Origin of the sequence: Gordonia sp. QH-12 (assembly GCF_001578675.1) — a bacterium.
In the GTDB taxonomy this organism is placed as follows: Bacteria; Actinomycetota; Actinomycetes; order Mycobacteriales; family Mycobacteriaceae; genus Gordonia; species Gordonia sihwensis.
The window spans coordinates 20,551-43,791 of record NZ_KQ969294.1 but is presented as its reverse complement, the minus strand read 5'-3'; the positions used below and the strand labels follow the sequence as shown (position 1 = coordinate 43,791).

The following is a 23,241-nucleotide window of genomic DNA, read 5'->3' as shown; positions in this document are numbered from 1 at the left end:
CACCCAGACGGCGACCGCGTCGCACTAGGGTCGACACCGTGAGCCGCTCGAACAGTTCTCCGGCCGACGATCGCGTCACTGCGCGGGTCCTCGTCTACTCCGACGACTCCGGCACCCGCCGCCAGGTCCTCAGCGCACTCGGCGAACGCCTCCACCCCGACCTTCCCGATCTGGAGTACATCGAGGTGGCCACCGCGCCGATGGTGCTCGCTCACCTCGACGAGGGGACGGTCGATCTCGCGGTGCTCGACGGCGAGTCCGCGCCCACCGGCGGGCTCGGTCTGGCCAAGCAGATCCGCGACGAATACGACCCGTGCCCCCCGCTGCTCGTGCTCATCGCTCGCCGGGCCGACCGCTGGCTCGCCGACTGGTCGCGGGCCGACGCCACCGCCGATCTCCCGGTGGATCCGCTGGAGCTGCCGCGGACCGTCGTCGCGCTGTTGCGGTAGCCCTCGCCGACTCGCGACTTCACCGAGAAGTCCCACAGCACACGCAATTACGTGAGTAGGGTGTGGGTTGAGTCACAGATCATCTGGCACGTGATGGCCGTCTCGACCAGCACTGCGGAAGTGGAGGCTACGCCGGCATGAACGCTTACGGACCGATCCTCGTACTGGGTGCCATCGCGCTGGCGTTCGCACTCGTCTCCGTGGTCATCGCCTCCGTGATCGGCCCTCGCCGCCGCAACCGCGCCAAACTCGAGGCCTACGAATGCGGTATCGAACCGCTGCCCCCGACCGCCGGCGTCGTCCAGCGATTCCCGGTGAAGTACTACCTCACCGCGATGCTGTTCATCATCTTCGACATCGAGATCGTCTTCCTCTACCCCTGGGCGGTGGCCTCCGAGAGTCTCGGGTGGTTCGGGCTCATCGCCGTCGCCCTCTTCCTCGTCAACGTCTCAGTCGCCTACGCCTACGAATGGCGTCGCGGAGGACTCCGCTGGGACTGAGAGCACTGCGAACGAGCACGACCGAAGGAGGCGGGCAATGGGACTCGAAGAGCAACTCCCCGGCGGGTTCCTGCTGAGCACAGTCGAGAAGCTGGCGGGCTACATGCGCAAGGGGTCCCTGTGGCCCGCGACCTTCGGGCTGGCCTGCTGCGCGATCGAGATGATGGCCACCACAGCCGGCCGTTACGACCTCGCTCGCTTCGGCATGGAGGCCTTCCGAGCCTCTCCCCGGCAGGCCGATCTGATGATCGTGGCCGGACGCGTCAGCCAGAAGATGGCACCGGTTCTCCGCCAGATCTACGACCAGATGGCCGAGCCGAAGTGGGTCCTCGCGATGGGCGTCTGCGCGTCCTCCGGCGGGATGTTCAACAACTACGCGATCGTCCAGGGCGTCGACCACGTGGTGCCGGTCGACATCTACCTCCCCGGCTGCCCGCCGCGGCCGGAGATGCTGCTCAACGCGATCCTGATGCTCCACGAGCAGATTCAGCAGATGCCGCTCGGCGTCCACCGGGAGGAGGCGATCCGCGCCGCCGAGGCCGCCGCACTCTCCGCCCCGGCGACCATCGAGATGAAGGGACTGCTGCGATGAACGGCGAGGTGTCGCGGCCGCGGCCCGAGCACGAGGTGATCGGAGCACGACACGGCCTGTTCGGCGTCACCGGGACCGGCGACACATCGGGATACGGTCGCCTCGTCGCACCGATCACGCTGCCGGGCAACACGACCCGCCCCTTCGGCGGCTACTTCGACGAGATCCTCGACGAGTTGGAGACCGCGCTGGACCGCCGCGGCGTCCCGTTCGACGACGCCGTGGAGAAGACCGTCGTCGACCGCGGCGAGATGACGATCTTCGTGACCCGGGAGCACCTGCTGCCGGTCGCGGCCGCGCTGCGCGACGAGCCCGCCCTCCGCTTCGAACTGTGCCTCGGTGTCAGCGGGGTGCACTACCCCGACGAGGCCGGACGCGAACTCCACGCCGTGTACCCGCTGCGGTCGATCACCCACAACCGCCGTGTCCGGCTGGAGGTCGCGATACCCGACGCCGACCCGCACGTGGTCTCCCTGCTGCCGGTGTATCCGACCAACGACTGGCACGAGCGGGAGACGTACGACTTCTTCGGCATCGTCTTCGACGGACACCCGTCGCTGACCCGCATCGAGATGCCGGACGACTGGGAGGGCCACCCGCAACGCAAGGACTATCCGCTCGGCGGCATCCCGGTCGAGTACAAGGGTGCGACGATCGCGCCGCCCGATCAGCGGAGGCGGTACAACTGATGACCGGAGAATCCACGTTCACCGTCTCCGGCCGCGACTGGCAGGAGGTCGTCAGCGCGGTCCGCGAACGCGCGGCCGCCGCCCCCGACGACGAGCGGATCGTCGTCAACATGGGCCCGCAGCACCCGTCGACGCACGGGGTTCTTCGCCTGATCCTGGAGATCGACGGCGAGACCGTCACCGAGGCGCGGTGCGGAGTGGGTTACCTGCACACGGGAATCGAGAAGAACCTCGAGTACCGGACCTGGACGCAGGGGGTCACGTTCGTGACCCGGATGGACTATCTCTCGCCGTTCTTCAACGAGACCGCCTACTGCCTGGCGGTGGAGAAGCTGCTCGGCATCACCGACGACATCCCCGCGCGCGCGAGCGTGATCCGGGTGCTGCTCATGGAGCTCAATCGCATCGCCTCGCATCTGGTGGCTCTCGCGACCGGCGGCATGGAATTGGGCGCCGTGACGCCGATGTTCCTCGGCTTCGGCGCCCGCGAGACGATCCTCGACCTCTTCGAGGACATCACCGGACTGCGGATGAACCACGCGTTCATCCGTCCCGGCGGAGTGTCGCAGGACCTGCCCGACGGCGCCGAGGCGAAGATCGCCGCCGTCCTCGACGCGCTCGGCGCCCAGATCGGCGAGGTGGAGTCACTGCTCACCGACAACTACATCTGGAAGGCCCGGACCCAGGGCGTCGGCTACCTCGACCTCACCGGCGCCATGGCGCTCGGCGTCACCGGCCCGGTCCTCCGCGCCGCCGGACTACCGTACGACCTGCGTAGATCGGATCCGTACTGCGGCTACGAGAACTACGAGTTCGACGTCGTCACCGATACCGGCTGCGACGCCTACGGCCGCTACCTCATCCGCGTGGAGGAGATGAAGCAGTCCGTCCGGATCGCCCGGCAGTGCCTGGACGCCCTAGAGCCGGGACCGGTGATGGTGGCCGACCGCAAGCTGGCCTGGCCCGCCGACCTCGCCGTCGGCCCCGACGGTCTGGGCAACTCTCCCGAGCACATCGCCGAGATCATGGGGATGTCGATGGAAGCGCTGATCCATCACTTCAAGCTCGTGACCGAGGGGATGCGCGTGCCGTCCGGTCAGTGCTACGTCGCGATCGAGTCGCCACGCGGCGAGCTCGGTGTCCACATGGTCTCCGACGGCGGCACCCGGCCATACCGCGTCCACTTCCGCGATCCGTCGTTCACCAATCTGCAGGCCGTGGCCGCGATGTGCGAGGGCGGCCTGGTGGCCGACGTGATCACCGCGGTCGCCAGCATCGATCCGGTGATGGGAGGCGTCGACCGATGAATGAACCCGTCCGCCTGGAGTTGTCGGCCGGTCCGCCGGTCTACTCGACCGGAGTCCCGCACCCGCCGGTGGAGTTCGCCGGTCCCGAGCACTATTCGGCCGAGGACACCGCGGCACTGGCCAACGACGCGGCCACGATCATCGGCCGCTACCCGCAGTCGCGCTCGGCGCTGCTTCCGCTGCTGCATCTGGTCCAGAGTCACGACGGCTACCTCACCCGAGCCGGGATCGCCTTCTGCGCGGAGCAGCTCGACCTGACCGCGGCGCAGGTGGCGTCGGTGGCGACCTTCTACTCGATGTACCGCCGCGCACCCACCGGCGACTACCTGGTCGGGATCTGCACCAACACGCTGTGCGCGGTGATGGGCGGCGATGCGATCGCCTCCCGGATCACCGACGAGCTCGGCGTCCGCCCCGGCGAGACCACCGCCGACGGGCGGGTCACCGTCGAGCACGTCGAGTGCAATGCGGCCTGCGACCACGCGCCGGTGGTGATGGTCAACTGGGAGTTCTTCGACGACCAGACTCCCGAATCGGTGCAACAGCTCCTCGACGATCTGCGCGCCGGCGTGCCGCGATCGCCGACGCGCGGATCGGACACACTGTGCACGTTCCGCCAGACGGCACGCCTGCTGGCCGGCGTGGAGGAGGCGCCGAAATGATCGCAGTAAGCCTGCCCTCGTCCACCCCGGAACCGGCCCGCGTTCCGATACTCAGCAGACACTGGGACGAGCCGGAGTCGTGGACGCTGCGCAGCTACATGGGCCAGAACGGGTATCAGGGGCTCAAGGCCGCGCTGCGACTGTCGCCCGACGAGGTGATCGAGCAGGTCAAGGCGTCCGGGCTCCGGGGCCGCGGCGGCGCGGGCTTCCCGGTCGGCACCAAATGGTCGTTCATCCCGCAGGGCCCGGCACCCGGCGGCGACGGGACACCGCACTACCTCGTGGTCAACGCCGACGAGTCGGAGCCGGGCACCTGCAAGGACATGCCGCTGCTCCTGGCCTCGCCGCACACGCTGGTGGAGGGGGTGATCATCGCGGCCTACGCGATCCGTGCCCACCATGCCTTCATCTACGTGCGCGGCGAGGTGGCCGGCGTGGTCCGCCGCCTGCGCACCGCCGTCGAGGAGGCCTACGACGCCGGGCTGCTGGGCCGCGACGTCCTCGGGTCGGGCTTCGCGCTCGACCTGGTGGTGCACGCCGGCGCGGGCGCCTACATCTGCGGTGAGGAGACCGCGCTCCTCGACTCACTGGAGGGCCGTCGCGGACAGCCGCGACTGCGGCCGCCGTTCCCCGCCGTCGCCGGGCTGTACGCCAGTCCGACCGTCGTGAACAACGTGGAATCGATCGCCAGCGTGCCGTCGATCATGCGCAACGGACCGGACTGGTTCCGCGAGTTCGGAACCGAGAAGTCGCCGGGCTTCACCATGTACTCCCTCTCCGGCCACGTCGCCCGGCCGGGCCAGTACGAGGCACCGCTCGGGATCACCCTGCGCGAGCTGCTGGCGCGGGCCGGCGGCGTGCGCGCCGGTCACGAGCTGAAGTTCTGGACGCCCGGCGGGTCGTCGACTCCGATGTTCACCGCCGAGCACCTCGACATCCCGCTCGATTACGAAGGAGTGGGGGCCGCGGGCTCCATGCTCGGAACCAAGGCGCTGCAGATCTTCGACGAGACGGTGTGCGTGGTCCGCGCCGTCCTGCGGTGGACGGAGTTCTACGCACACGAATCCTGCGGGAAGTGCACCCCCTGCCGCGAGGGCACCTACTGGCTGGTGCAGCTGATGCGTCGCCTGGAGGCCGGCGACGCCACCGAAGCCGACCTCACCACGCTCACCGACGTCACCGACAGTGTGGTCGGCAAGTCGTTCTGCGCTCTGGGCGACGCCGCCGGTGCCCCGATCATGAGCTCGCTGACCCACTTCCGCGACGAGTACCTGGCGCACTTCCCGCACGACGGGCATCCGGGCGGCTGCCCGTTCGACCCCGAGAAGTCGACGGTCTTCGCGTCCGTGTCGCCCGAGTCCGAGGGAGGCGCGCGATGACCGCCGCGGCGACCGACCTGATCACCCTGACGATCGACGACGTCGAGGTCTCGGTCCCGAAGGGCACCCTCGTGATCCGCGCCGCGGAACTGATCGGCGTGGCGATTCCGCGCTTCTGCGACCACCCGTTGCTGGCGCCCGCCGGTGCCTGCCGGCAATGCCTCGTCGACGTGGAGGGCCAGCGCAAGCCGATGGCCTCGTGCACCATCGTCGCCACCGAGGGGATGGTGGTCCGCACCCAGCTCACCTCGGCCGACGCCCGCCGCGCCCAGGAGGGCGTGATGGAGCTGCTGCTCATCAACCACCCGCTCGACTGCCCCACGTGCGACAAGGGCGGCGAGTGTCCCCTGCAGAACCAGGCGATGTCGGCCGGACGGCCGCAGTCGCGCTACGGCGGCGTCAAACGGACGTTCACCAAACCGGTTCCGTTGTCGAGCGAGGTGTTGCTCGACCGCGAACGGTGCGTACTGTGCGCCCGGTGCACCCGCTTCTCCAACGAGATCGCGGGCGATCCGCTGATCGAGCTCGCCGAACGCGGCGCGTTGCAGCAGGTCAGCGCGTACGCCGACGAACCCTTCGAATCGTACTTCTCCGGCAACACCGTGCAGATCTGTCCGGTGGGAGCGTTGACGGGCACCGCGTATCGGTTCCGCTCGCGGCCCTTCGACCTGATCTCCTCGCCCAGCGTGTGCGAGCACTGCGCGGCCGGCTGCGCCCAGCGCACCGACCACCGGCGCGGCGAAGTGCTGCGACGGCTGGCCGGCGACGACCCCGAGGTGAACGAGGAGTGGAACTGCGACAAAGGCCGCTGGGCGTTCACCTACACCTCCCGGCCCGATCGCATCACCACACCGCTGGTGCGCGGCGACGACGGTGAGCTGCACCCGGCTCCGTGGTCGTACGCGCTCGCCGCCGCGGCGCGCGGCCTGAGTGCCGCGGGCAGTCGGACCGGAGTGCTCGTCGGCGGCCGCGCCACCGTGGAGGACGCCTACGCCTACGGCAAGTTCGCCCGCGTGGCGCTCGGCACCAACGACGTCGACTTCCGGATCCGCACCCACTCGGCGGAGGAGGATGACTTCCTCTCGGCACATGTGGCGGGCAGCGGGATCGGACTGACCTACGCCGAGCTCGAGCAGGCGTCGACGGTGGTCCTCGCCGGACTCGAACCGGAAGAGGAATGCCCGATCCTCTTCCTCCGCCTGCGCAAAGCGGTCCGGCGTCACGGTCAGGCGGTGCACACCGTCGCACCGTGGGCCAGCCCCGGTGCCGCCAAGCTCGGCGGCTCCGTCCTGCAGTGCGTGCCGGGGCGAGAGGCCGCGGTGCTGCGCGGCCCCCGCGTGCACGAACTGCTCTCCGCACCCGGCGCGGCGCTCCTGATCGGGGAGCGCCTCGCCGGGTGTCCCGGTGCGCTGACCGCCGCAGCCGAGGTGGCCGCCGCCACCGGCGCCAGACTGGCCTGGGTGCCGAGAAGGGCGGGCGAACGCGGCGCCCTCGACGTCGGTGCGGCGCCCAACCTGCTTCCGGCCGGCCGGCCGCTCTCCTCCGAACGGGCCCGGCGCGACGTCGCAGCGATCTGGGGTGTTCAACCGCAGGCAGCACCCGGCCGCGACACCGCGCACATCTTGAGTGCGCTCACCACCGGAGACCTGTCGGCCGCGCTCGTCGGCGGCGTGGAACTCGGGGATCTGCCGAGTCCGTCGGCGGGCGATGCGGCACTCGCGGCCGCCGGTTTCGTGGTCAGTCTGGAACTTCGCCGCAGTTCGGTCACCGCACACGCCGACGTGGTGCTCCCGGTGGCCGCCGTGGCCGAGAAGCCGGGCACGTTCGTCGACTGGGAGGGGCGCCCGCGTCCCTTCGACGTGGCCCTGCCGCCGGCGCAGTCGAACGGAGCCGCGCTGCCGCTCTCGGATCACCGCGTGCTCCACGCGCTCGGGCGGGAGATGGGTTTCGACCTGCGGTGCGACGAGCCGGGCACCATTCACCGCGAGTTCGCGGAGATCGGCGGCTGGACCGGCGAACGGCATCGGCCGGCGCCCGGACCGGCCGCCGAGCGCGGCGAGCCGCCGGCGCCGGAGGCGGGCCAGGCCGTGCTCGCGTCGTGGCGGATGCTCCTGGACTTCGGCCGCATGCAGGACGGAGAGCCGCATCTGGCGGGCACGGCACGGCCGGCCACCGTGCGGCTCTCGGCCGCCACCGCCGCGGAGATCGGCGCCGCCGACGGCGAGCGCGTCGTCGTCTCGACCGATCACGGGGCGATCGCCCTTCCCCTGACGGTCACGGATCTGCCCGACCGCGTGGTGTGGCTGCCGATGAACTCCCCCGGTTCGCGGGTCTGCCCGATACTCGAGGCGGAGCCGGGCGCGATCGTCACGATCGGGAGGGACGATCATGCCTGACCTGTCGAGCTTCGGACACGACGCCTGGTGGCTGATGCTGGGCAAGTCGGTCCTCATCTTCGTCTTCCTGGTTCTGACCGTGCTCGTCGCCATCCTCGCCGAACGCAAGATCATGGCGCGGATGCAGTATCGGATCGGCCCCAACCGGGTCGGCTGGCACGGGGCGCTGCAATCCCTGGCCGACGGTGTGAAGCTGGCACTCAAGGAAGGCCTCACCCCGTTCGGCGTGGACAAGGTGCTCTACCTCCTGGCGCCGATCATCTCGGTGGTCCCGGCCATCATGGCGTTCGCCGTGATCCCGATGGGACCCGCGGTGTCGGTGTTCGGTCATCACACACCGCTGCAGCTCACCGACCTGCCGGTCGGGGTCCTGTACGTGCTGGCGATGGCGTCGATCGGCGTGTACGGGATCGTCCTCGCCGGCTGGTCGTCGGGATCGACCTATCCGCTGCTGGGGGGACTCCGTTCCACCGCGCAGGTGATCTCCTACGAGATCGCGATGGGCCTGTCGTTCGCGGCGGTCTTCCTGCTCTCGCGCACGATGTCGACCTCGGAGATCGTCGCGGGCCAGGTCCACCACTGGTACGTGCTGCTGGTGCTGCCGTCGTTCGTCATCTACGCGATCTCGATGGTCGGTGAGACCAATCGCGCACCGTTCGACCTCCCCGAAGCGGAGGGCGAGCTCGTCGGCGGATTCCACACCGAGTACTCGTCGCTGAAGTTCGCGATGTTCATGCTCGCCGAGTACATCAACATGGCCACCGTGTCGGCGCTCGCGACAACGCTATTCCTGGGCGGCTGGCAGGCGCCGTGGCCCCTGTCGATCTGGGACGGCGCCAACTCGGGATGGTGGCCGCTGCTCTGGTTCGTGGGCAAGATGTGGGCCTTCCTGTTCGTCTTCTTCTGGCTCCGCACCACGCTTCCCCGACTGCGGTACGACCAGTTCATGGGTCTGGGATGGAAGGTCCTGATCCCGTTCGCCCTGGCCTGGGTGATGGTGGTCGCCGTGATCCGGGAGGCCACCCGTGACTCGTCCGAGTGGACGGCGGGGGTGATCCTGGCGGCCGCCGGTCTGGTCGTCGCGGCGGCGCTGCTGTTCACGATCGCGCGGGTGGTCGGCCGGCGTCCCGGGCCCGCGCCCGACCGTCCGGATCCCGCCGCCCAGTTCGATCCGATGGCGGGCGGGTTCCCCGTCCCGCCGCTGCCGGGCCAGGTGCTGCCCGATCCCATGCTTCCGCGCTCGACGTCCAAGGAGGCCCCTCATGTCTGATTCCAGACTCCCCGACGCTCTCGCCGGCTTCGGCGTCACCTTCTCCGGCATGTTCCGCAAGACGATCACCGAACAGTATCCGGAGCAGAAGGAACCGACCGCCCGGCGCTACCACGGCAGACACCAGCTCAACCGGTACGCCGACGGACTGGAGAAGTGCATCGGCTGTGAACTCTGCGCGTGGGCGTGTCCCGCCGACGCGATCTACGTCGAGGGCGCCGACAACACCGACGACGAGCGTTACTCTCCCGGTGAGCGCTACGGGCGCGTGTACCAGATCAACTACCTGCGCTGCATCGGATGCGGACTGTGCATCGAGGCCTGCCCCACCCGCGCGCTGACCATGACCAACGAGTACGAGATGGCCGCGCCGACGCGCGCCGGAATGATCTACGAGAAGGACCAGCTGCTGGCTCCGATGGAACCGGGGATGAGGCCCACGCCGCACCCGATGGCCGAGGGAACCCGCGCGGAGAACTACTATCGCGGCGACGTGGGGCCCGACGCATGACGTCGATGCTGGCCGAGGAACTCGTCCGTACCTCCGGCACCGAGGCCGTCACCTTCTGGGTGCTCGGCGCGGTGGTGGTGATCGGGGCGCTCGGGGTGGTGCTGAGTCCCAAAGCCGTCTATTCGGCCGTCTTCCTCGCGATGACCATGATCGTGCTGGCGGTCTTCTACGTGATGCAGGGCGCTCTCTTCCTCGGTGTGGTGCAGGTGGTGGTCTACACCGGCGCGGTGATGATGCTGTTCCTGTTCGTGCTGATGCTGATCGGAATCGACTCCTCGGAGTCGCTGGTGGAGACCATCCGGGGCCAGCGATTCGCGGCCGCGGGGCTCGGCCTGGGCTTCGCCGTTCTGCTGATCGCCGCGATCGGCACCGCCTCGCTGGCGACCTTCGCCGGCGCCCCCGATCACAGCCACTCCGCCGCGCCCGGCGGCGGCAACGAGAACATCCGCGCGCTCGCCGAACTGATCTTCGGCCGCTATCTGTGGGCCTTCGAGCTCACCGGCGCACTCCTGATCACCGCCACCCTCGGAGCGATGGTCCTGGCGCACCGCGAGCGCTTCGGTCCGCGCCGCGGGCAGCGCGAGCGGTCGGTGGAGCGCTTCAAGAACGGCGGTCACGTCACACCGCTGCCTCCGCCCGGCGTGTACGCGCGGCACAACGCCGTCGACGTTCCGGCGCGCGAGCCGGACGGATCGCCGTCGAAGCTGTCGGTGAACGCGACGATCACCGCGCGGGAGATCGACGCCGCGCGGGAGGCGGAGTCCGATCCGGCGCTGGAGGACCGATGACGTTGGAGGAACGCCGATGAACCCGGCCAACTACCTGTATCTCTCGGCGCTGCTGTTCGCGATCGGCGCCTCGGGCGTCCTGCTTCGACGCAACGCGATCGTGGTGTTCATGTGCATCGAGTTGATGCTCAATGCGGGCAACCTCTCGTTCGTCACCTTCGCCCGCATGCACGGCAGCCTCGACGGTCAGGTGATCGCCTTCTTCACGATGGTCGTCGCCGCCGCCGAGGTGGTGGTGGGACTGGCGATCATCATGATGATCTTCCGCACCCGCAGGTCGGCCTCGGTCGACGACGCCGACCTGTTGAGGCGGTGAACCGATGAGCCACGATCTCACCAGCGCCCTGCTCTGGCTGATCCCCGGACTGCCCGCCCTCGGCGCGGCCGTCCTGCTGATCGCCGGCCGCCGCACCGACCGCTGGGGCCACCTCGCCGCCACCGCGCTGGTGACGGTGTCGGCGGTGCTCGGAATCGCGATGTGGATCGGCATGATCGGGCGCGACGGCGGGGCCCGCACAGTGACCAGCGGAAGCTACCGGTGGATCACCGCCGGTGATTTCAGCGTCGACGCCGCGCTGCGCCTGGACCAGCTGTCGATGTGCTTCGTGCTGCTGATCACCGTCGTCGGCGCGCTGATCCACGTCTACTCGATCGGCTACATGAGTCACGAGCCCGACCGCCGCCGGTTCTTCGCATACCTCAACCTGTTCGTCGCGGCGATGCTGATCCTCGTGCTCGCCGACAGCTACCTCGGGCTGTATCTGGGCTGGGAGGGCGTCGGTCTGGCGTCGTACCTGCTGATCGGCTTCTGGCAGCACAAGCCGAGTGCCGCGACGGCGGCCGAGAAGGCCTTCGTGATGAATCGGGTGGGCGACATCGGCATGGTGATCGCGCTGGCCGTCATGTTCGCGACCTTCGGCTCGGTGAGCTTCGACGGTGTCTTCGGCTCGGCGGCCACCGCGAGTGAGGCGACGCTGACAGCGATCTGCTTCATGCTGCTGCTCGGCGCGTGCGCGAAGTCGGCGCAGGTGCCGCTGCAGGCCTGGCTCGGCGACGCGATGGAGGGCCCCACCCCGGTCTCGGCGCTGATCCACGCGGCGACCATGGTGACCGCGGGCGTCTACCTGATCACCCGGTCGGCGCCGCTGTTCGATCTGGCTCCGCACGCGCAGACCGCCGTCGTGGTCGTCGGCGCGGTGACCCTTCTCTTCGGTGCGATCATCGGCTGCGCCAAGGACGACATCAAGAAGGCGCTCGCCGCCTCCACTATGAGTCAGATCGGCTACATGGTCCTCGCGGCCGGACTCGGGCCCGCCGGGTACGCCTTCGCGATCCTGCATCTGCTCACCCACGGATTCTTCAAGGCCGGACTGTTCCTCGGGTCCGGCTCGGTGATGCACGCGATGAACGACGAGACAGACATGCGGCGCTTCGGAGGGCTCCGGGCCGCCATGCCGATCACGTTCGTCACGTTCGGGTTCGGCTACCTCGCGATCATCGGCGTCCCGCCGTTCGCGGGTTTCTACTCCAAAGACCACATCATCGAGGCCGCTTTCGGTGACGGCGGTGTTCGCGGATGGCTGCTGGGCGGGGTGGCCGTCGTCGGCGCGGGAGTCACCGCCTTCTACATGACGCGCGTGATGGTTCTGACCTTCCTCGGTGAGAAGCGGTGGGCACCCGACGCCAAGCCGCATGAGGCGCCGCGGTCGATGACCGGGCCGATGATCGTGCTGGCGGCCGGCTCCCTGCTCTCGGGCGGTCTGCTCGCGATCGGCGGCTCGCTCGCCGACTTCCTCGCGCCGGTGGTCGGCGCCGCCCCCGAGGAGAGCGGTCCGCTGCCCGCCTGGTCCGTGACCGTGATCGTGCTGGCCGTAGTGGTGGTCGGCGCGGCGATCGCCTGGCGTCAGTACGGGCGGGGTGATGTCCCGGAGACGGCACCGGCCGACGTCTCGGGTCTCACCGTCGCGGCGCGCGCCGACCTGTACGGCGACGCCTTCAACGAACGGGTCTTCGCGATCCCCGGTGCCCGGCTCACCGCCGGGCTGGTACGGGCGGAGGACCGTGGTCTCGGCGCGGTGCCCGCGGGGGTCGGAGCCGGCGTCACGGGACTGTCGGTCCTGGCCAGGCGCGGACAGAACGGCTTCGTCCGGTCGTACGCCCTCTCGATACTCGCGGGCACCGTCGCGGTGGCCGCCCTGACCCTGGTGGTGAGCGCGCTGTGACGAACTCCGGAACCGTTCCGTGGCTCACCGTGCTGTGGCTGCTGCCCGCGGTGGCCTCGCTCGTGGTGATGCTCCTGCCCGCCGGCCGGGCCGCCGACGCCCGCCGGGTCTCGCTCGGGGCGTCGCTGCTCACCCTCGGCTGGGCGGTCGTCGTCGCCACCCGATTCTCGTCCGGCACCGGCGGCTACCAACTCACCGAGGACGTCAGCTGGATCCCGGCGTTCGGCGCCCACTACAGCCTCGCGCTGGACGGGGTCGGGCTGGCGCTGATCCTGTTGACGACGGTGCTGACACCGATCCTGCTGCTCGCCGGATGGCGCGACGTGAGCGATGCCGGCAATCGCCGGGTGCACATCTACGTGGCGCTGATGCTCGCGGTCGAGTCGATGGTGCTGATGAGCTTCGTCGCGACCGATGTACTGCTGTTCTACATCTTCTTCGAGGCGATGCTGGTGCCGATGTACTTCCTCATCGGCGGTTTCGGCGCCGCTGACGAGGGACGCCGGTCGCGGGCGGCCGTCAAGTTCCTGCTCTACAACCTCTTCGGCGGGTTGATCATGCTGGCGGCGTTGATCGGGCTGTACGTGGTGAGCTCCCGGTCGGGTCTGGGTCCGGACGGGGCCGGGACATTCAGCTTCTCCGACCTCGCCGTGGCCGCGTCCGCCGGTGGCCTCGACGCCTCCCAGGCGACGCTCGACCTGCTCTTCCTCGGATTCTTCTTCGCCTTCGCGGTCAAGGCACCGCTGTGGCCCGTGCACACCTGGTTGCCGGACGCGGCGGTGTCGACCACGCCCGCGGTCGCGGTGATGATGATGGCCGTCATGGACAAGGTCGGCACCTTCGCGATGCTGCGGTTCTGCATCGGTCTCTTCCCCGACGCGTCGGCCCGGTTCGCACCGTGGATCTCCGCGCTCGCCGTCGTCAGCATCGTCTACGGAGCGCTGTGCGCCATCGGGCAGCGCGACGTGATGCGCCTGATCTCGTACACCTCCATCTCACACTTCGGGTTCATCGTCCTCGGCGTCTTCGCCCTCACCGGGCAGGGACAGTCCGGCTCGGCGCTGTACATGGTCAACCACGGTCTCTCGACGGCCGCGCTGTTCCTGGTGGCGGGATTCCTGGTGAGCCAGCGGGGCAGCTCGCTGATCGCCGATTACGGCGGGGTGCAGAAGCTCGCCCCGGTGCTGGCAGGCACGTTCCTGGTGGCCGGTCTGGCGACCCTCTCCCTTCCCGGACTGGCGCCGTTCGTGAGTGAGTTCCTGGTCATCGTCGGCACCTTCACGCGGTATCCTGTCGCCGCGATCGTCGCCGCGTCGGCCCTGGTGCTGTCGGCGGTCTACATCCTGTGGACGTATCAGCGCATGATGGGCGGACCCGAACGGCTCAGCGCCACGGTCGACGCCGGAGCGCAGGTGCCGATACGGGATCTCGATCTGCGGCAGAAGGCGGTCGTCGCGCCGTTGATCGTCGGACTGCTGGTGCTCGGTTTCTTCCCGCGGCTGGTGCTGGACTACATCGATCCGGCGGTGTCCCCGGCCCAGATCAGCACCCCGGCCGTCAGTGCCGGTGAAGGAGGTCATCGATGACCCTCGCGAGTGCTCTCGACGCTCACAGCATCGACTACTTCCGGCTCTCCCCCATGCTGATCGTCTTCGGCGCCGGAGTGATCGCGGTCCTGGTGGAGGCCTTCGCTCCGAAGCAGCGGCGCTACCGTGCCCAGCTGTGGCTGGCCGGAGGCGCCCTGGTGGCGGCCTTCGTGGCGCTGATGTTCGTCACCGCGTCCTTCATGGCGGACGGCGCCTCGGTGGCGATGTCCGGTGCCGTGGTGATCGACGGTCCGGCGCTGCTGCTGCAAGGTGCGGTGCTGGTGGTTTCGCTGGGCTCGATCGCGGTTATGGGCGAGCGCCGGCTCGACCGGGTGTGGGCGCCGCTGGAGGTGCGCACCGCGGCGGGCGAGCGCATCGCGGTCGGCGGGTCGAGCGGCGACGCCGCCGACGCCGATCTCCCCGCCGACGCCTTCACTCCCTCCGGCGCCACCGTTCCCGGCTCCCCCGACGAACTCGTCGCCGGGCGCGCGGGGGCGATCACCACAGAGGTCTACCCGCTCGCACTGCTCGCCGTCGGCGGAATGATGCTGTTCGGCGCGTGCGGCGATCTGCTCACCATGTTCATCGCGCTCGAGGTGCTGTCGCTCCCGCTGTACCTGCTGTGCGGACTCGCACGGCGACGCCGGCTGCTGTCGCAGGAGGCATCGCTCAAGTACTTCCTGCTGGGTGCGTTCTCGTCGGCGATCTTCCTGTTCGGCGCCTCGTTCGCCTACGGCGCGACGGGATCGCTGTCGCTGTCGGCCATCGGCGACGCCGTCGCGGGCGGTGAGCTCGAACCGGCCGCCGACCGCACGCTCGCGGTGCTCGCGGTGACCCTGCTCGCCGTCGGACTGCTCTTCAAGGTGGGCGCGGTGCCGTTCGGCTCGTGGGTACCCGACGTCTACCAGGGCGCTCCGACTCCGGTCACCGCGCTGATGGCCTCCGCGACCAAAGTGGCGGCGTTCGGCGCACTGCTGCGGGTGCTCCACGTATCGTTCGGCGCGCTGGAGCCGCAGTGGCGGCCCGCCCTGTGGGCGGTCGCGATTCTCACGATGGTGGTCGCGACGCTCATGGCCGTCACCCAGGGCGACCTGAAGCGGATGCTCGCCTACTCCTCGGTGAGCCACGTCGGTTTCGCGCTGGTCGGGGCGATCACGATGTCGCAGGCCGGCGTGGCCGCCACGCTGTTCTACGTCTGCGCCTACGCGTTGTCTGCTTTCGGTGCTTTCGCGCTGCTGTCGGTGGTCCGCGACGGCGCCGGGCGCGAGAGCACCGAGATCGCCTCGTGGGCCGGGCTCGGCCGCAGGCGACCCCTGGTCGGGGCGATGATGTCGCTGTTTCTGCTCTCGTTCGCCGGCATCCCGCTCACCAGCGGATTCATCGCCAAGTTCGCGGTCTTCGGCGCGGCCGGCGACGACGGCGCCTGGCCGCTGGTCATCGTCGGCGTCCTCTGCAGCGCCGTCGCCGCGTACTTCTACATCCGGGTCATCGTCGCGATGTTCTTCTCCGATCCCCCGCAGGATGCTCCCGAGGTGGTCACTCCGAGTCTGCTGACCTCGGTGCCGATCGCGCTGTCGGCGGCGCTGACCCTCGTACTGGGTCTGTTTCCCCAGTGGCTACTCGACCTCGCGACCTCCGCCGCCGCGTTCTACCGAGGCTGACTCAGCGCCGCCGAAGGCCGTCGCACCGGTGCCACTGACTGCGAGCTCGATCCGCTTCCTCAGGTCGTCCGAGCCGAGATCGTCGAGGTCGTCGAGACGTCGCCACATCACCTCGGTCATTTCGCCGTCGGACGGCACTGGGTCGCCCGACCGCCAGCGGCAGCGGAACGTCAGATCGAGGTAGTCCACCTGGTCGCCGTTCACGTGCGTGCGCCGGGGCAACTGGTGCACCCACGCCAGCCGCTCCACCTCGATGTCGACTCCCGCCTCCTCCAACGCCTCCCGCCGCGCGGCCGTCGCGGGTTCCTCACCGGGATCGACGATCCCGGTGATGGGCGCCAGCGCGCCGTTGTCCGACCGACGTCCCAGGAGAACCCGTACTTCGTTCGCGTCCTCCCGCAGGATCACGGCGGTCACACCGATCAGCACCAGCGGGTCATGACCGATGTGCTCGCGCAGCTTCAGGACGTACTCGGGGGTCGGCATGAGCGTCAGGCTACGCGCGCTCGATTCCCTTCTCCGCGGCGATCGCGTCGATCCGCTGCGCCAGCGCGACGTCGAAGGAGGTCAGCTGACCGACGCTGTGCGTCACCAGCCGGAAGGCCACCGTCGGATACCGCAGGTCGACGTCGGGGTGATGACCGGCCTCCTCGGCCGCCGCCACCACGGCGGTCACCATCTCCAGACCGCGGACCATGTTGCCCGGCCGGTACTCGGCCACGAGCATCCCGTCGTCGACGGTCCAGGCATCGGGGGTCTGGGCGAGCGCCTCCGCCTGGGTCACGGGCTCCGGTTTCTGCGTCATGATTCATCCTCCTGTCACCGGTGACACGTCGACGCAGGGCACCGGACGCGGATGCGCCGGATCCAGGGCGTTGAGTACCAGCGCCGCGCTGCGTCTGTTCGACGTGATCGACATGTGGTCGGAACGGTCGCGGGAGCAACCGTCCTGTACGACGATGTTGCGCACCCGAGTGCCGGGCGGACCGTCGAGCAGCCCGGCGGTGTACGGCGTCACGATCTCATCGTCGCGGGTCACGATGTTGGTGTAGGCGACGCCGGGCAGATACGGCGTCGGCTCGCGGACGGCTCTGTTGAAATCGAGATCCTTCGGCGGCGACGAACACTCCGGGCAGGCCGGCCGCACGGGTTCGGCGATGCCGAGGCTCCGGCGGAACGACGCGATCGCCTCACCGCGCGCATCGTCGTCGTCGGGGCCCTGCCGCCAGTACGGCGCGAGGGAGACGTAGTGCGCCACCTCTCCCCGGCCGCCGAGGTACTTCATCCAGTACGTGGGGATCTCGGTGCCAAGCGAGTGCCCGACCAGATCCACCTGGTCCGCGCCGGTGGCGGCCCGCACGCGGTCGATGAATCGCTTGACGTCCCAAGCACTGTCGAGCTTGGGACCGAGGCCCCCGAGCGCGGAGACCGGCCAGACTCGCGCGAGCGCACCGTAGGTCGGGGCGAAGACGCAGTAGCCGTCGTTCTTGAGTACCGGAGCCAGTGTGGCCCAATTGGTCTGGCGGCCGCCGCCGCTGCCGTGCAGCAGCACCACCGGGTGCGGGTGACGCGGCGTCGGTCGGCACGAGAAGTTGTTGGTGCCCGGCAGCGAGCCGCCGGGGTTCGCCAGCTCGGCGCGGATTCCGGCGAGGAAGTCGTACGGGACCGGCAGCCGGGCCGGAGCCGCGGTCGCGGTTCCGGGGACACAGGCCAGCGCGACGAGGAGAATCAGCAGTGAAAGCCGCGCCGCCACCGTCTCAACTCCTCGCGGCGGCCAGGTAGTCGTCTTGGAAGATGCCCATCCGCGTGGCGTCCCGGTAGGCGCCGTCGGCGAAGAACTCTCGGCGCAGCACCCCCTCGACGACGAACCCCGCCTTCTCGTACACGTGGATGGCCGCGGCGTTTTCGGTGTCCACCAGCAGGTACACCTTGTGCAGGTTGAGCGAGCGGAATGCGAAGTCGAGCGCCGCGCGCGTCGCCGCGCCGGCGTATCCGCGTCCCTGCTCGCCGGGCGCGATGATGATCTGGAATTCGCAGTTGCGGTGCACCTGGTCGATGTACACCAACTCGACCAGCCCCACCCGGCGTCCGGCGGCGTCGACGATGAAGCGGCGCTCACGGTCTCCGCACCGCTGCTGCCGGACGAATGTCTCCTCGAGGTCGGTGATGGTCACGTGCGCCGGCTCGAACCAGTAGCGCATCACCTCGGGATCGTTGAAAAGGCCGTGGACGAACTGCAGATCGGCCCGTTCCAGTGCCCGGAGCCTCGGCGCTGCGAAGGTCTCCGGAGTCGTAGCGTCACCCATGTCTGAGACCCTACTGCGACGCGGCCCGGCGCGGGAGTGCCGGATGCCCGACTCAGGGTGTCCGGGTCAGATGTCGTCGAACGACCCGCCGCGTCCCCTGCCCGCCGCGAAACGCTGCGCGCCGCCGACACCGTCCGCACGCAGCGAGGTCATGCCGATCGCGAACTCCCGGCGCAGCGCGGCCTCCTCGGAGTCCGCCCACTGTGCGCGGGCCGAGCGACGGTCGCCGCGCATGCAGGTGGCGGGCATGCGCGCGATGTCGTGGGCGAGCGCAACCGCCGCCTCGCGTGCGGTCCCCGCCGGGACCACGCGGTTCACCAGACCGAACGTCAGCGCGCCTCCGCGGCGTCGACGGGACGGCCGGTCAGGATGAGGTCCATCGCACGGCTGTGTCCGATCAGGCGCGGCAGGCGGACCGTTCCGCCGTCGATCAGCGGTACGCCCCACCGGCGGCAGAACACGCCGAACGTGGCGTCCTCGTCGGCGACCCGGAGATCGCACCACAGTGCCAGTTCCAGCCCGCCGGCCACCGCGTGCCCGTTGATCGCGGCGACGACCGGCTTGTCGAGGTCCATCCTGGTCGGTCCCATCGGGCCGTCTCCGTCCGGCGTCAGCACATTGGTGCGCTCGGTGCCGACGGCCTTGAGATCGGCACCGGCGCAGAACGACGGACCGTCGCCCGCCAGCACCGCCACCCGGGCGTCGGAGGCCTCGAATTCGCGGAAGGCGGCCGCGAGTTCGCGCGCCATGCCGGCGTCGACCGCGTTGTGCCGTTCCGGCCGGGCCATGATCACCACCGTCACGTCGCCGTCGCGCTCCACCCTGACGTCGTTCATCACTGCACTCCTTCGCCGGAAACCCCGATCTTTTGGGGAGTTCGGCGTTCTGTCAAGGCGACCGCGTGACAGGCTGGCCGATATGCGCGATGTCGTCATCTGTGAACCCCTCCGCACTCCGATCGGCAGGTACGGCGGTGCCCTCAGATCGCTGTCGGCGGCCCGGCTGGGCGAGATCGCGCTCCGCGCACTGATCGAGCGCACGGGTCTGGACCCGGAAGCCGTCGACGACGTGGTGCTCGGCAACGTGTACCCCACCAGCGAGGCCCCCGCCATCGGACGCGTGGTCGCACTCGACGCCGGACTGCCGGTGACGGTGCCCGGCGCGCAGGTGGACCGCCGCTGCGGTTCCGGTCTGTACTCGGTGATCATGGCCGCCATGCAGGTGGCCACCGGCGCGTGCGGCTTGGCCGTCGCCGGCGGAACCGAGTCGATGAGCAACGTCCCCTTCTACAGCACCGACATGCGCTGGGGCGTGCGCGGGCCTGGTGTGATGCTGCACGACGGCTTGGCGCGCGGGCGTGTGACCGCGGGTGGGCGCCATCACCCGGTCCCCGGCGGCATGCTCGAGACCGCTGAGAATCTCCGCAGGCGGTACGGGATCTCCCGCACCGACCAGGACGCCCTCGCCGTCGAATCGCATCGGCGAGCGGTGGAGGCACAGCGGTCCGGCGTGTTCGCCGAGGAGATCGTGCCCGTCACGGTTCCCTCGAAGGCGGGCGACATCGTCGTCGACTCCGACGAACATCCCCGTGCCGATACGACGATGGAGACCCTCGGGCGGCTCCGGCCCATCCTGGCCGCCTCCGACCCCGACGCGACGGTCACCGCGGGCAATGCCAGCGGGCAGAACGACGCGGCGGCGGTCTGTCTGGTGACGCACCCCGAGCGGGCGCAGGAGCTGGGTCTCGAGCCGATCGCACGCCTGGTCTCGTGGTCCGTCGCCGGAGTGGACCCGGCGTACATGGGCATCGGACCGGTTCCCGCGACCGGCGCCGCCCTCGCCCGCGCCGGGCTGTCCCTCGCCGATATGGATCTGATCGAACTGAACGAGGCCTTCGCCGCCCAGGCTCTCGCCTGCACTCGCGAGCTGGGTCTGGGAGCCGACGATGCCGCTCGGATCAACGTCCACGGTTCGGGCATCTCGCTGGGGCATCCCGTCGGCGCCACCGGGACCCGGATGCTCGGCACGCTCGCCCGCGAGCTGCGCCGCCGCGACGCCCTGTACGGTCTGGCCACCATGTGCATCGGCGGAGGTCAGGGGCTCGCAGCGATCATCCAGCGCGTCTGAGGGCTACCGGCCGATGTCGCCCGCGTTACCCGCGGATCACGGAGTTCTCGCATCGGCACCCCGCTCGCCGGTGCGTTCGACGCGTGGTCCAGCATTGCCGAATCCACGAACAGGAGAAGGCGATGCACCTCAGCGACCGGCAGATCACCCTGCGTTTCATGGCGGCCCCGACCGATGTCGCGACCCTCGGCGGCGGTGTCCGCGGCGGTCGGATCCTCGAATGGGTCGACAAGGCGGCCTACGCGTGCGCGGCGGCCTGGTCCGGCGGCTACAGCGTGACCGCCTACGTCGGGAACATCAGCTTCGGGCGGGACATCGATTCCGGCGACATCGTCGAGGTGACGGCCACTCTCATCCTCACCGGCCGATCGAGCATGCACATCGAATGCCGGGTGGCCTCGGCCGATCCGCGGCTCGGCGAGTTCACCGAGGCGAGTCGCTGCATCCTGGTGTTCGTCGCCGTCGACGACGACGGCACGCCGACACCGGTCCGTCAATGGCGGCCCGTCCTGCCCGACGACCTCGACCGCGCCGCGTACGCCGCCGAACGCACCGAGGTCCGCAATCGGATCACCGCGGCGATGGCCGGGGCCGACTACGGCGCGCCGTCGACCGCACCCGAGGCCTCCACCCGATTCCTCGCCGCCCCCACCGACGTCAACTGGGGCGGCAACACCCACGGCGGCCGGGTGATGGGCTGGATCGACGACGCCGCGTACCTCTGCGGGGTGCGGTGGTGCGGCGGCGAAGCGGTCACCGTCTACATGGGCGGCGTCCGCTTCTACGAGCCGATCCGCATCGGACAGGTGGTCGAGGTCAGCGCCCGTCTGATCCACACCGGCCGCCAGACCATGCATGTCTCGGTGCACGTCCACGCCCACTGGCCGCGCGACGGGCGGCAGACGCGCCGCCTCGCGGCCCACGGTCTGACGGTGCTGGCAGCGCTCGACGCGGACGGTGACGCCGCGCCGGCACCGACGTGGACGCCGAGGCTTCCCGGCGACGTCGCCCTCGACCGACACGCCCGCGAACTGATCGCGATCCGCGGCCAGCGGCGCCCGGCTCGCGAGCACCGGATGGTGGAGATCTGACACCTGGCGCGGGCCCGGCGCGCCGTGGCGTGCCGGCCCGGGATAATCGGTGCCATGACCGAATCCGCCGAGCAGAGCCGTCAGTACACCACCGCCGTCGCCGTCGAGGACTTCCGGCGCAACATCGCCGCCGTGCAGGCACGGATCGACGCCGCCGCGCGTCGGGCCGGACGTGATCCGGCTCAGGTGCAGCTCCTTCCGGTGTCGAAGACGGTGCCCGAGGAGCGGATCGTCAACGCCGTCGCCGCCGGCTGTCGTCGCCTCGGCGAGAACAAGGTGCAGGAGGCCAAGCGAAAGCACGGCGCCCTCGCCGACCTCGACGTCTCCTGGTCGGTGATCGGGCACCTGCAGACCAACAAGGCCAAGGACGTGGCCGCTTTCGCCGACGAATTCCAGGCGCTCGACAGCCTCCGCGTGGCCGAGGCGCTCGACCGCAGACTGCAGGCCGCGGGCCGCGGCCTCGACGTGTACGTGCAGGTGAACACCTCGGGCGAGGACAGCAAGTACGGGCTCGCGCCCGACGAGCTGCCTGCGCTGCTCAGGCAGCTGCCGAACTACTCCGCCCTGCGCGTTCGAGGGCTGATGACGCTCGCGGTCTTCTCCGACGACACCGCTCGCGTGCGCTCGTGCTTCCGGCTGCTGCGCGACCTCCGCGACCGGACCCGCGACGCCGACCCGGATCTCCTCGGCGACGGCGGACTCTCGATGGGCATGTCGGGCGATTACGAGGTCGCCGTCGAAGAGGGCTCCACCTGTGTCCGGGTGGGCCAGGCGATCTTCGGCGCACGGGCGACTCCGGACAGTATGTACTGGCCGGGCTGACCGCGGCCGGTCGCGTGGCTCAGGCCTCCCTGGCGCCGATCAACGCCTCCGAGATCACGCCGGTGGCCCGCCGGAGCGCGAGGACCGCCCGCTCCTGCAGTTCATCGTCCATCCGCGACGTCGGACCGGAGATCCCGACGGCCATCGGGGTCGGCGCCCCGGGAACCGCCATCGCGACGCAGCGGACGCCGAGTTCCTGCTCCTGTTCGTCCACCGAGTAGCCGTTCGAGCGCACCCGTTCCACCTCCGCGAAGACGCCGGAGAGGGAGGTGACGCTGTATTTCGTGGTCGCGGGCATGCCCGCCTGCGACACGAGCTTGAGGATCCGGGCGTCGTCGAGCTCTGCCAGAATCGCCTTGCCGACCCCGGAATTGTGCAGGTTGACCCGTCGTCCGACCTCGTTGTTGGTGCGCATGGTGTGCGGCGACGGCACCTGGGCGGTGTAGATGACCATGTCTCCGTCGAGGACCGCGAGGCTCGCGGTCTCCGACAGCTCGGCCACCAGCGCCTCCAGTACCGGATCCGCGACCGCGCCGAGCTGCCGGTTGGCGACCTCGCCCAAGCGGATCAGTCGAGGTCCGAGCGCGTACCGCTTGTTCGGCAGCTGCCGGACGTATCCGATGCCGACGAGCGTGCGAAGCAGCCGGTGGATGGTCGGCGGAGGCAGCGGCGACTCGCCGGAGAGGTGGCTGAGCGAGCACTCGCCGCCGGCTCGGCCGATCAACTCCATCAATTCGAATGCGCGCTCGACGGACTGCACGCCGCCCGTCTTGCTCTCGCTTGCCGCTGCGGCCACCGTCTCGCTCCTCAGGTCTGGGACACCAGAACTCTATCTTCCACCATGCGGAACACAAAGCGTCTCCACAATCCGTGTCCGCTTGTG

21 protein-coding genes and 2 pseudogenes are annotated in these 23,241 nt (G+C 69.7%); 17 read left to right on the top strand and 6 right to left on the bottom strand.

The genetic code is table 11. From position 1 onward, the window contains the following. The first annotated feature begins 38 nt into the window (after positions 1 to 38). The 14 genes and pseudogenes from Y710_RS12475 to nuoN all read left to right on the top strand — a co-directional run bounded on the left by Y710_RS12475 (position 39) and on the right by nuoN (position 16,012). Complete coding sequence (locus tag Y710_RS12475) at positions 39 to 449, top strand: DNA-binding transcriptional response regulator (RefSeq protein ID WP_006896581.1); 411 nt, start codon at positions 39 to 41, stop codon at positions 447 to 449. Between the two features lie 137 nt (positions 450 to 586). Then, the gene (locus Y710_RS12470; protein ID WP_006896580.1) at positions 587 to 949 is read left to right on the top strand and encodes an NADH-quinone oxidoreductase subunit A; all 363 of its coding nucleotides are present in this window, start codon (positions 587 to 589) and stop codon (positions 947 to 949) included. Between the two features lie 37 nt (positions 950 to 986). Further along, on the top strand, positions 987 to 1,541 hold the full coding sequence (locus Y710_RS12465; protein WP_006896579.1) for a NuoB/complex I 20 kDa subunit family protein: 555 nt from the start codon (positions 987 to 989) through the stop codon (positions 1,539 to 1,541). Continuing rightward, the gene (locus Y710_RS12460) at positions 1,538 to 2,230 is read left to right on the top strand and encodes an NADH-quinone oxidoreductase subunit C (RefSeq protein ID WP_045539934.1); all 693 of its coding nucleotides are present in this window, start codon (positions 1,538 to 1,540) and stop codon (positions 2,228 to 2,230) included. Before Y710_RS12465 ends, Y710_RS12460 begins: the two co-directional genes overlap by 4 nt. Further along, entirely contained in the window at positions 2,230 to 3,537 is a 1,308-nt protein-coding gene (gene nuoD / locus Y710_RS12455) for an NADH dehydrogenase (quinone) subunit D (RefSeq protein ID WP_045539936.1), read from the top strand. The genes Y710_RS12460 and nuoD overlap by 1 nt, the downstream gene beginning before the upstream one ends. After that, a pseudogene (gene nuoF, locus Y710_RS12445) lies at positions 3,534 to 5,578 on the top strand (NADH-quinone oxidoreductase subunit NuoF). Before nuoD ends, nuoF begins: the two are co-directional and overlap by 4 nt. Continuing rightward, positions 5,575 to 7,974, top strand: coding sequence for an NADH-quinone oxidoreductase subunit G (locus Y710_RS12440; protein WP_082781309.1), 2,400 nt, complete (start codon positions 5,575 to 5,577; stop codon positions 7,972 to 7,974). Before nuoF ends, Y710_RS12440 begins: the two are co-directional and overlap by 4 nt. After that, positions 7,967 to 9,244: an NADH-quinone oxidoreductase subunit NuoH gene (gene nuoH, locus Y710_RS12435; RefSeq protein WP_062367592.1), complete on the top strand. Its 1,278-nt coding sequence runs from the start codon at positions 7,967 to 7,969 to the stop codon at positions 9,242 to 9,244. Before Y710_RS12440 ends, nuoH begins: the two co-directional genes overlap by 8 nt. Beyond that, positions 9,237 to 9,755 carry an NADH-quinone oxidoreductase subunit NuoI gene (gene nuoI, locus Y710_RS12430; protein ID WP_006896572.1) on the top strand — a complete coding sequence of 173 codons (519 nt, stop codon included), beginning with the start codon at positions 9,237 to 9,239 and terminating at the stop codon, positions 9,753 to 9,755. Before nuoH ends, nuoI begins: the two co-directional genes overlap by 8 nt. Next, positions 9,752 to 10,543 (top strand): NADH-quinone oxidoreductase subunit J, encoded by a 792-nt coding sequence (locus Y710_RS12425; RefSeq protein WP_062367591.1) that lies wholly within the window; start codon positions 9,752 to 9,754, stop codon positions 10,541 to 10,543. Before nuoI ends, Y710_RS12425 begins: the two co-directional genes overlap by 4 nt. 16 nt (positions 10,544 to 10,559) lie before the next feature. Beyond that, a complete protein-coding gene (nuoK, locus tag Y710_RS12420; protein ID WP_006896570.1) occupies positions 10,560 to 10,859 on the top strand; it encodes an NADH-quinone oxidoreductase subunit NuoK in 300 nt (99 codons plus the stop codon). A gap of 4 nt (positions 10,860 to 10,863) precedes the next feature. After that, positions 10,864 to 12,765: an NADH-quinone oxidoreductase subunit L gene (nuoL, locus tag Y710_RS12415; RefSeq protein ID WP_062367590.1), complete on the top strand. Its 1,902-nt coding sequence runs from the start codon at positions 10,864 to 10,866 to the stop codon at positions 12,763 to 12,765. Then, positions 12,762 to 14,351 (top strand): NADH-quinone oxidoreductase subunit M, encoded by a 1,590-nt coding sequence (locus Y710_RS12410; RefSeq protein WP_082781308.1) that lies wholly within the window; start codon positions 12,762 to 12,764, stop codon positions 14,349 to 14,351. The genes nuoL and Y710_RS12410 overlap by 4 nt, the downstream gene beginning before the upstream one ends. Beyond that, entirely contained in the window at positions 14,348 to 16,012 is a 1,665-nt protein-coding gene (gene nuoN / locus Y710_RS12405; RefSeq protein ID WP_062367589.1) for an NADH-quinone oxidoreductase subunit NuoN, read from the top strand. The genes Y710_RS12410 and nuoN overlap by 4 nt, the downstream gene beginning before the upstream one ends. On the opposite strand, the gene Y710_RS12400 is transcribed toward nuoN, so the two are convergent. The 5 genes and pseudogenes from Y710_RS12400 to Y710_RS12380 form a co-directional block, all read right to left on the bottom strand. Then, a complete protein-coding gene (locus Y710_RS12400) occupies positions 15,968 to 16,498 on the bottom strand; it encodes an NUDIX hydrolase (RefSeq protein WP_062367588.1) in 531 nt (176 codons plus the stop codon). The genes nuoN and Y710_RS12400 overlap by 45 nt on opposite strands. A 10-nt stretch (positions 16,499 to 16,508) precedes the next feature. Then, the gene (locus Y710_RS12395) at positions 16,509 to 16,817 is read right to left on the bottom strand and encodes a 4a-hydroxytetrahydrobiopterin dehydratase (protein ID WP_045540680.1); all 309 of its coding nucleotides are present in this window, start codon (positions 16,815 to 16,817) and stop codon (positions 16,509 to 16,511) included. Between the two features lie 3 nt (positions 16,818 to 16,820). After that, positions 16,821 to 17,765, bottom strand: a complete 945-nt coding sequence (locus Y710_RS12390) for an esterase/lipase family protein (protein WP_045540682.1) — start codon at positions 17,763 to 17,765, stop codon at positions 16,821 to 16,823. Between the two features lie 4 nt (positions 17,766 to 17,769). Further along, positions 17,770 to 18,318: a GNAT family N-acetyltransferase gene (locus Y710_RS12385; protein ID WP_062367587.1), complete on the bottom strand. Its 549-nt coding sequence runs from the start codon at positions 18,316 to 18,318 to the stop codon at positions 17,770 to 17,772. Positions 18,319 to 18,384: 66 nt separating this feature from the next. After that, positions 18,385 to 19,154 (bottom strand): annotated as a pseudogene (locus Y710_RS12380) (crotonase/enoyl-CoA hydratase family protein). Positions 19,155 to 19,236: 82 nt separating this feature from the next. On the opposite strand from Y710_RS12380, the gene Y710_RS12375 reads away from it, so the two are divergent. The 3 genes from Y710_RS12375 to Y710_RS12365 all read left to right on the top strand — a co-directional run bounded on the left by Y710_RS12375 (position 19,237) and on the right by Y710_RS12365 (position 22,358). Continuing rightward, positions 19,237 to 20,445 carry an acetyl-CoA C-acetyltransferase gene (locus Y710_RS12375; protein WP_062367586.1) on the top strand — a complete coding sequence of 403 codons (1,209 nt, stop codon included), beginning with the start codon at positions 19,237 to 19,239 and terminating at the stop codon, positions 20,443 to 20,445. A gap of 122 nt (positions 20,446 to 20,567) precedes the next feature. Next, positions 20,568 to 21,536 (top strand): acyl-CoA thioesterase, encoded by a 969-nt coding sequence (locus Y710_RS12370; protein ID WP_006896560.1) that lies wholly within the window; start codon positions 20,568 to 20,570, stop codon positions 21,534 to 21,536. A gap of 54 nt (positions 21,537 to 21,590) precedes the next feature. Beyond that, entirely contained in the window at positions 21,591 to 22,358 is a 768-nt protein-coding gene (locus Y710_RS12365) for a YggS family pyridoxal phosphate-dependent enzyme (protein ID WP_062367585.1), read from the top strand. Between the two features lie 19 nt (positions 22,359 to 22,377). Here Y710_RS12365 and Y710_RS12360 read toward each other — a convergent pair whose 3' ends face one another. Continuing rightward, positions 22,378 to 23,154 (bottom strand): IclR family transcriptional regulator, encoded by a 777-nt coding sequence (locus Y710_RS12360; RefSeq protein WP_082781307.1) that lies wholly within the window; start codon positions 23,152 to 23,154, stop codon positions 22,378 to 22,380. Positions 23,155 to 23,241 lie beyond the last annotated feature (87 nt).

Coding starts and splice junctions, on each gene's coding strand:
- nuoK (WP_006896570.1), top strand. CDS start 10,560: ATGAACCCGGCCAACTACCTGTATCTCTCGGCGCTGCTGTTCGCGATC.
- Y710_RS12465 (WP_006896579.1), top strand. CDS start 987: ATGGGACTCGAAGAGCAACTCCCCGGCGGGTTCCTGCTGAGCACAGTC.
- nuoN (WP_062367589.1), top strand. CDS start 14,348: ATGACCCTCGCGAGTGCTCTCGACGCTCACAGCATCGACTACTTCCGG.
- Y710_RS12395 (WP_045540680.1), bottom strand. CDS start 16,817: ATGACGCAGAAACCGGAGCCCGTGACCCAGGCGGAGGCGCTCGCCCAG.
- Y710_RS12370 (WP_006896560.1), top strand. CDS start 20,568: ATGCACCTCAGCGACCGGCAGATCACCCTGCGTTTCATGGCGGCCCCG.
- Y710_RS12400 (WP_062367588.1), bottom strand. CDS start 16,498: ATGCCGACCCCCGAGTACGTCCTGAAGCTGCGCGAGCACATCGGTCAT.
- Y710_RS12365 (WP_062367585.1), top strand. CDS start 21,591: ATGACCGAATCCGCCGAGCAGAGCCGTCAGTACACCACCGCCGTCGCC.
- nuoD (WP_045539936.1), top strand. CDS start 2,230: ATGACCGGAGAATCCACGTTCACCGTCTCCGGCCGCGACTGGCAGGAG.
- Y710_RS12470 (WP_006896580.1), top strand. CDS start 587: ATGAACGCTTACGGACCGATCCTCGTACTGGGTGCCATCGCGCTGGCG.
- nuoH (WP_062367592.1), top strand. CDS start 7,967: ATGCCTGACCTGTCGAGCTTCGGACACGACGCCTGGTGGCTGATGCTG.
- Y710_RS12375 (WP_062367586.1), top strand. CDS start 19,237: ATGCGCGATGTCGTCATCTGTGAACCCCTCCGCACTCCGATCGGCAGG.
- Y710_RS12440 (WP_082781309.1), top strand. CDS start 5,575: ATGACCGCCGCGGCGACCGACCTGATCACCCTGACGATCGACGACGTC.
- Y710_RS12385 (WP_062367587.1), bottom strand. CDS start 18,318: ATGGGTGACGCTACGACTCCGGAGACCTTCGCAGCGCCGAGGCTCCGG.
- Y710_RS12460 (WP_045539934.1), top strand. CDS start 1,538: ATGAACGGCGAGGTGTCGCGGCCGCGGCCCGAGCACGAGGTGATCGGA.
- nuoL (WP_062367590.1), top strand. CDS start 10,864: ATGAGCCACGATCTCACCAGCGCCCTGCTCTGGCTGATCCCCGGACTG.
- Y710_RS12425 (WP_062367591.1), top strand. CDS start 9,752: ATGACGTCGATGCTGGCCGAGGAACTCGTCCGTACCTCCGGCACCGAG.
- nuoI (WP_006896572.1), top strand. CDS start 9,237: ATGTCTGATTCCAGACTCCCCGACGCTCTCGCCGGCTTCGGCGTCACC.